6 protein-coding genes are annotated in these 6,717 nt (G+C 67.7%); all 6 read left to right on the plus strand.

What is annotated here, in order from left to right; all coding sequences use genetic code 11:
• The first annotated feature begins 48 nt into the window (after nucleotides 1-48).
• Nucleotides 49-834, plus strand: coding sequence for an enoyl-CoA hydratase/isomerase family protein (locus KF892_25060; protein ID MBX3628281.1), 786 nt, complete (start codon nucleotides 49-51; stop codon nucleotides 832-834).
• A gap of 21 nt (nucleotides 835-855) precedes the next feature.
• A complete protein-coding gene (locus tag KF892_25065; GenBank protein ID MBX3628282.1) occupies nucleotides 856-2,079 on the plus strand; it encodes a CoA transferase in 1,224 nt (407 codons plus the stop codon).
• Between the two features lies 1 nt (nucleotide 2,080).
• Complete coding sequence (locus KF892_25070; GenBank protein ID MBX3628283.1) at nucleotides 2,081-3,229, plus strand: NADH:flavin oxidoreductase/NADH oxidase; 1,149 nt, start codon at nucleotides 2,081-2,083, stop codon at nucleotides 3,227-3,229.
• Nucleotides 3,226-4,584, plus strand: coding sequence for an MmgE/PrpD family protein (locus KF892_25075; protein ID MBX3628284.1), 1,359 nt, complete (start codon nucleotides 3,226-3,228; stop codon nucleotides 4,582-4,584). The genes KF892_25070 and KF892_25075 overlap by 4 nt, the downstream gene beginning before the upstream one ends.
• Nucleotides 4,585-4,657: 73 nt before the next feature.
• Nucleotides 4,658-5,623 carry a tripartite tricarboxylate transporter substrate binding protein gene (locus KF892_25080; GenBank protein MBX3628285.1) on the plus strand — a complete coding sequence of 322 codons (966 nt, stop codon included), beginning with the start codon at nucleotides 4,658-4,660 and terminating at the stop codon, nucleotides 5,621-5,623.
• A 59-nt stretch (nucleotides 5,624-5,682) separates the two neighbouring features.
• A complete protein-coding gene (locus KF892_25085) occupies nucleotides 5,683-6,477 on the plus strand; it encodes an IclR family transcriptional regulator (GenBank protein ID MBX3628286.1) in 795 nt (264 codons plus the stop codon).
• Nucleotides 6,478-6,717: the final 240 nt, after the last annotated feature.

Raw genomic sequence — 6,717 nt, forward strand, 5'->3', positions numbered from 1 at the left:
GGCCTGCCACGGCCGGACATCGCTACCCATTGGACAAGGATCACGACAATGCCAAGAACCTACCAGGACCTCATCGTCGAACACCGCGAGCATGTCGCCCGCATCACCATCAACCGGCCCAAGTCGTACAACGCCTTCACCGGCGACACCCAGCGCGAGTTGACGCTCGCCATCGAGGAGGCGGGGGCCGACCCGACGATCGGCGTCATCGTGCTCACCGGCGCCGGCGACAAAGCCTTCTGCGCCGGCGGCGATGTCGCCTGGGAGAAAAACGCAGGCAAGGACCGCACGATCCTCGAGCCCTACAACCTGCACGTCACGATCTCGCGCTGTCCAAAGCCCGTGATCGCGCGCGTCAATGGCTACGCCATCGGCGGGGGCAACCACCTCGCCTACTACTGCGACTTCACGATCGCGGCCGACACGGCCATCTTCGGCCAGAACGGCCCGCGAGTGGGCAGCCCGCCAGGCAGCCCGGTGGTCAGCTACCTGGCGCGCGTCATCGGCCACAAGCGGGCGCGCGAGATGTGGATGCTGTGCCGCAAGTACAACGCCCAGCAAGCCATGGAGTGGGGGCTGGTGAACGCGGTGGTGCCGATGGACCAGCTCGACGCCGAAGTGCAGAAGTGGTGCGACGAGATCCTGAGCCTGTCGCCCACCTGCCTGCGCGTCATCAAGGCGGCGTTCGTCGGCGAGTTCGAAACCATCCTCGGCCAGGCCGACGTGCACCGCCGCCACCTCGTGGCGCCCGACTTCTGGAGCACCGAGCAGAAGGAAGGCACCACCGCCTACGCCGAGAAGCGCAAGGCCGACTTCAAGCAGTTCCTGCGCTGAGACCCGAAAGGCGTTTGCAAGATGAGTTCCCCGCTGTCGCACATCCGCGTGCTCGACCTGAGCCGCCACCTCGCCGGGCCCTGGGCGGCCCAGATGCTGGCCGACCTGGGCGCCGATGTCATCAAGGTCGAGAGGCCGAAGGTCGGCGACGACATGCGCCACTTCGGCCCGCCGTTCGCGAAAGGCCCCGACGGGCAGGAGACCAAGGAGAGCCCATTCTTCCTTGCCGCCAACCGCGGCAAGCGTTCGGTGACGATCGACATCGCGTCGAAGGAAGGGCAGGCGCTGATCCGCCGCATGGTGCAGCACTGCGACGTGGTCATCGAGAACTACCGCGTCGGCACGCTCACGCGCTACGGTCTGGGTTACGACGACCTGAAGGCGATCAAGCCCGACCTCGTCTACTGCTCGGTCACCGGCTTCGGGCAGGCGGGGCCGTACAAGGACCACGCCGGCTACGACGCCATCTTCCAGGCCATGAGCGGCATCATGAGCGTCACCGGCGTACCCGACGGCGAGGCCGGCGGCGGCCCGCTGAAGACCGGCATGGCCGTCAGCGACATGTCGGCGGGCTTGTACTCCAGCATCGCGCTGCTGGCCGCGCTGATGCACCGCGAGCGCACCGGCGTTGGCCAGCACCTCGACATGGCGTTGCTCGACACCAGCATGGCCTTGCTGGCGGTGGAGAACATGCGCCACCTGCTGCTGGGCGAAGTGCCGCAGCGCCTGGGCCACGTCAGCCGCAATATGGTGCCGGCACAGCAGTTCGAGTGTGCCGATGGGTACTTGATCCTGTCGGTCGGTACCAACGATCAGTTCCAGAAGCTGATGGTCATCATGGGCCAACCCGAGCTCGGCACCGACGAACGCTTCGCTACCAACACCGCGCGCCGCAAGCACCGCGACGTGCTGCTGCCGCTGCTGGAGCAGCTGTTCCGCACGCAACCGGTGGCGCACTGGATCTCGCAGCTCGGCGCCGCGGCCATCCCCAGCGCACCGGTGAACCACATCGGCCAGGTCTTCCAGGACCCTCATGTGCAGCAACGGGGCATGCGGAAGGAGATTGACCACCCGACCGTGGGGCGCATGCCGCTGCTGGGCAACCCGATCAAGTTCTCGGTCACGCCGGTGCAGTACCGCCGCGCCCCGCCGACGCTTGGGCAGCATACGGCCGAGGTGTTGCGCGAGTTTGCGGGTGCCGACGACGCGCAGCTGCAGGCGCTGGCCGACAAGGAAGTGATCTGAAATGACCTCGTCGCTCTTCTCGCCGTTCCGCCTGCGCGACGTGCACTTCCGCAATCGCGTGATGGTGTCGCCGATGAACCAGTACACCGCGGTGGACGGCGTCGCCGGCGACTGGCACTTCGCCCACCTGGCGCAATTCGCTCTCGGGGGCGCAGGCTTCGTCTGCATGGAAGCGACGAAGGTCGAGCGGCGCGGCATGGGCAGCCTGGGCGACATCGGCCTGTGGTGCGACGAACAGGTGCCGCCGCTGAAGCGCATCGTCGACTTCATGCATGCGCAGGGCGCGGTAGCGGGCATCCAGCTCAACCACTCGGGGCGCAAGGCGGGCACGCTGCGGCCGTGGGAAGGCTTTGGCCCACTCACGCGCGAGCTGCATGAACAACACCTGGGCGAGTACCCAGGCGTCGGGCCTAGCGCGATCCCCTTCCTCGAAGGCTGGGCCGTGCCGCGCGAGATGGACGAAGGCGACATCCGCCAGGCCATCGCCGCCTTCGGCCAGGCCGCGCGGCGTGCCGAAGCTGCCGGCTTCGACGTCATCGAGCTGCATGGCGCACACGGCTACCTGGTGCACCAGTTCCTGTCACCGCTGTCCAACCAGCGCAGGGACGGCTGGGGCGGCAGCCTCGACAACCGCATGCGCTTCGCGATCGAGACGGTGCAGGAGGTGCGCCGCCACTGGCCGGTGCACAAGCCGCTGGGCTACCGCATCTCGGCACAGGACGAAGAAGGCTGGACGCTGGACGACTCCGTGGTGCTGGCCAGGGCGTTGAAGGCCGCGGGCGTGGACGTCATCGACTGCTCCTCCGGCGGCATCAACGCACGTTCGAAGAACATGTCGACGCAGGCGCGTGCGCAGCAGCTGGGGTTCCAGGTGCCGCTTGCCGAACACATCCGCCGCCATGCCGACATGCCCACCATCGCGGTCGGCCTGATCCTGCACGCACGGCAGGCCGAGGACATCATTGTCAAGGGCCGCGCCGACTTCGTCGCGCTGGCGCGCGAGATGCTGATCGACCCGTACTGGGCCGCGCACGCGGCGCGCACGCTGGGCGTGGACCCGGAGTTCAAGCAGTGGCCCAAGCCCTACGGCTGGTGGCTGGATAGGCGCGAGAAGGCGGGCTACGAGCGCCACGGAAAGGACGTGGCATGAGCGAGTCGACGCTACCGGCCGACACCACGCGCCGCCTGGCGACATGGGTTGCAGGCTTGCGCTACGAGGACCTGCCGGCCGAGGTGGTGGCGGTCGCCAAGCGCCAGATCCTCGACACGCTGGCGGTGGCCTGGGCCGGCACACGTGCCGATGCGATCGAGCCGCTGCGCAGGCTCATCGGTGGTCTTGGCGGCGCGCCCGAGGCACCTGTGTGGTGCTACGGCGAGCGCTTGCCTGCCACGCAGGCTGCGTTCCTGAACGGCATGCTGGCCTCGGCGCTGGACTACGACAGCCTGCACGACCGCGCCACGGTGCACCCCGACGTGGTGACCCTGCCCGCAATCATGGCGCTGGCCGAGCAGCGGGCGGCCAGCGGCCGAGAGCTCATCACCGCGCTGGTGGCGGGCGACGAGCTTCTGGTGCGCCTGGGGCTGGCGGCACGCAGCCACCCGGGCTGGTTCTACTCGTCCGCATTCGGCGTGTTCGGTGCCGCTGCTGCCGCGAGCCGGCTGCTCGGCCTGGGCGCTGACCAGACTCTGCATGCGCTGGGCATTGCGATGAGCCAGGCCGCGGGTACGCAGCAGGCGCTGCTCGAACGCAGCCTAACCAAACGTCTGCAGACGGCCTACGCCGCGCGTGCGGGCGTTGAGTCGGCGCTGTTTGCCCAGGCTGGTGTCACCGGCCCGGCCCAGCCGCTGGAAGGCGCCAGCGGGATTCAGGCGCTGTACACCGGCTTCGAGGCCGGAGAACTGCTGGGTGACCTGGGCACGCGGTACGCCATCACCGGCATGACGCTGAAGAAGTACGCGAGCTGCATGTGCAACCACGCGCCCATCGAGGCTACCCTGCAGCTGGCGGCTCGACATCATTTGCGCGCTGCCGATGTGGCGGCGTTGAAGGTGACGATCTCTCCCTTCATGCACCGCCTGACCGGGGCGCCGTTCGAGCCTGGCGACAACCCGCAGGTCAGCGCCCAGTTCAGCGTCCAGTACTCGGTGGCCAGTGCGCTGCTGCGCGGCCGATTCGAGGTGCGCGACATCGAACCTGCCGCCGTGCTGGAGCCGGAGGTGCTGGCGCTGGCTGCACGCGTGCAGGTGCAGGTCGACGCGACGGCCGGCAAGTTCGTGCCCGCCGTGCTGGAGCTGCGCACCCATGGCGGTGCGACGCACACCCTGACGGTGGACACGCTGCCCGGCACACCCGCGGCGCCGCTGTCTGAGGCGGCGTTGCACCACAAGGCGCTGGCTGGGTTCACCTCAGCGGCGAAAGCCATGGATGAGGTGCATGCACTCGGGCTGATCGCGCGATTGCAGGCCTTGGAGCACACCCCTGACGTGCGCGGCCTGCTCGGCTGACGCCATCCAGGCCCAGGCCCCCCAGAGGGCCGGGCTCATCACCTAGGAGACAAGCATGAATCCCCTGAAGAGAATGTCCCTGGCCGCGCTCAGCGCGGCACTCCTGGCCCTGTCGGGCAGCGCCTGGTCGCAGACGCCGCCCTGGCCGAGCAAGCCCATCCGCATCGTCGTGGCGTACGGGCCGGGCGGGCAGACCGACATCGTTGCCCGGGTCATTGGTGAGAGGCTGCAGCAGCGCCTGGGGCAGCCCGTGCTGGTGGAGAACCGCGCCGGCGGCGGAGGCAACGTGGGCACCGACCACGTCGCCAAGTCGGCCCCCGACGGCTACACGCTGGCCATGGCGGCCATCAGCAACTTCGGCGCCAACCCCGCGCTGTACCCCAAAATCCCGTACGACCCGCTGAAGGACTTCGTGCCGGTGGCACACGCCATCTCCACCAGCAATGTGCTGGTGGTGCACCCGTCGTTCCCTGCACGCACGCTGCCGGAACTGATCGCGCTGGCCAAGGCAAAACCAGGGGCGCTGAGCTACGCCAGTGCCGGAGCCGGCACGTCGATCCATCTCTTCATGGAGGTGCTCAAGCTGCGCGCTGGCCTGGACATCACGCACATCCCCTACAGAGGCAGCGCGCCGGCGCTGCAGGACGTGGTGGGCGGCCAAGTGCCGATGATCTTCGACTCGATGCCTTCGGCCTTCCCGATGGTGAAGGCCGGCAAGCTGCGCGCGCTGGCCGTCAGCAGCGGAACGCGCTCACCCGTCGCGCCGGACGTGCCCACCGTGGCGGAGCAAGGCGTGGCCAACTTCGATCTGGTGTCGTGGATCGGCTTCGCCGCACCGGCCGGCACGCCCGACCCCATCGTGCAGAGACTCAACGGCGAGATCAATGCCATCCTCAGGATGCCCGAGGTCGTTGCGCGATTCAATGAGCTGGGCGCGCAGACGGTGGGCGGCTCGACGGCCAGTTTCGATGCCTTCATCCGCCAGGAGATTGCGACATGGACAGACGTGGTCAAGAAGGCAGGCATCACCGCCGACTAGGCTCCATCCGGTAGCGGACCCGGAGCCGCTACCATCCGAGACCCGCTCGTTTCTGCCGAATGCCGCGCACCAAGACCACTCCCGCCGGCCCCGTTGCCAAGCCCCCGGGCACCCAGAGCATCCAGCGAGTCGTCGGCCTGCTGCGGGAACTGGCCTCCCACAACCGGACCGGGTTGAGGCTGGTGGACCTGGTGCAGGCCGCCGGGCTCGAGCAGCCCACCGTCCACCGGATGCTGAAGTCGCTGGTGGCCGAGGGGCTGGTGATGCAGGATGCCCAGACCAAGCGTTACTTTCTTGGCCAGGCGCTGTACGAGTTTGGTCTGGCGGCCGGCCAGCGCTTCGGGCTGCGCACGCTTTGCGAACCAGTGCTTGAGAGCCTCGCACGCGAGACCGGCGACACGGTGTTTCTGACGGTGCGCAGCGGCGATGAGGCGGTTTGCCTGGATCGCCGAGAAGGTGCATCTCCGATCAAGATCTTCACTCTTGCGGTGGGCGACCGGCGCCCGCTCGGCATCGGTGCAGGAAGCCTGGCGTTGCTGGCGGCATTGCCTGACGAAGACGTCCGACGCGTCATCACGACTCAAGTGCCTCGTTCAGCAACGCTGGGCGAGTCCAACGCTCCTGCGCTGCTGGAGCGCGTGCAGACCACGCGCGCGCTTGGCTACGTCCTTCACGACGTGCGCCACTTTGAAGGCGTCAGAGCAGTTGGCGTGGCGGTGTTGGATGCCACCGGACAACCAGTCGCCGCGCTCAGCCTGTCCACGTTGGCGGCACGTCTGAGCGGCGAGCTTTTGCAGGAGCGGCTGACTTCGCTGCGGCAACACGCGAAGTCGATTGAGCATTTGCTGAAGTAGTTTTTGGAGCCGTACTGAGATTGCTTCAGAGCGCACTGCATCACGGCAGTGCGCGCCTTGCAGCGACGATCGATCTGAGACCCAAGCCTGCCAGGCACACTGCAAGATGCGGGCTGCCGCGACGTCACTCCGTTGAGCATCCGCTTGCACCAGCAGCGGTCATCAAGCGTCCGTGCGTGACGGACCGCTTTCGGTCTCGTGCATCTGGCGTACGCGCAACATCGACTAGGTGTTTGATCC

Origin of the sequence: Rhizobacter sp. (assembly GCA_019635355.1) — a bacterium.
Classification (GTDB): domain Bacteria; phylum Pseudomonadota; class Gammaproteobacteria; order Burkholderiales; family Burkholderiaceae_C; genus Rhizobacter.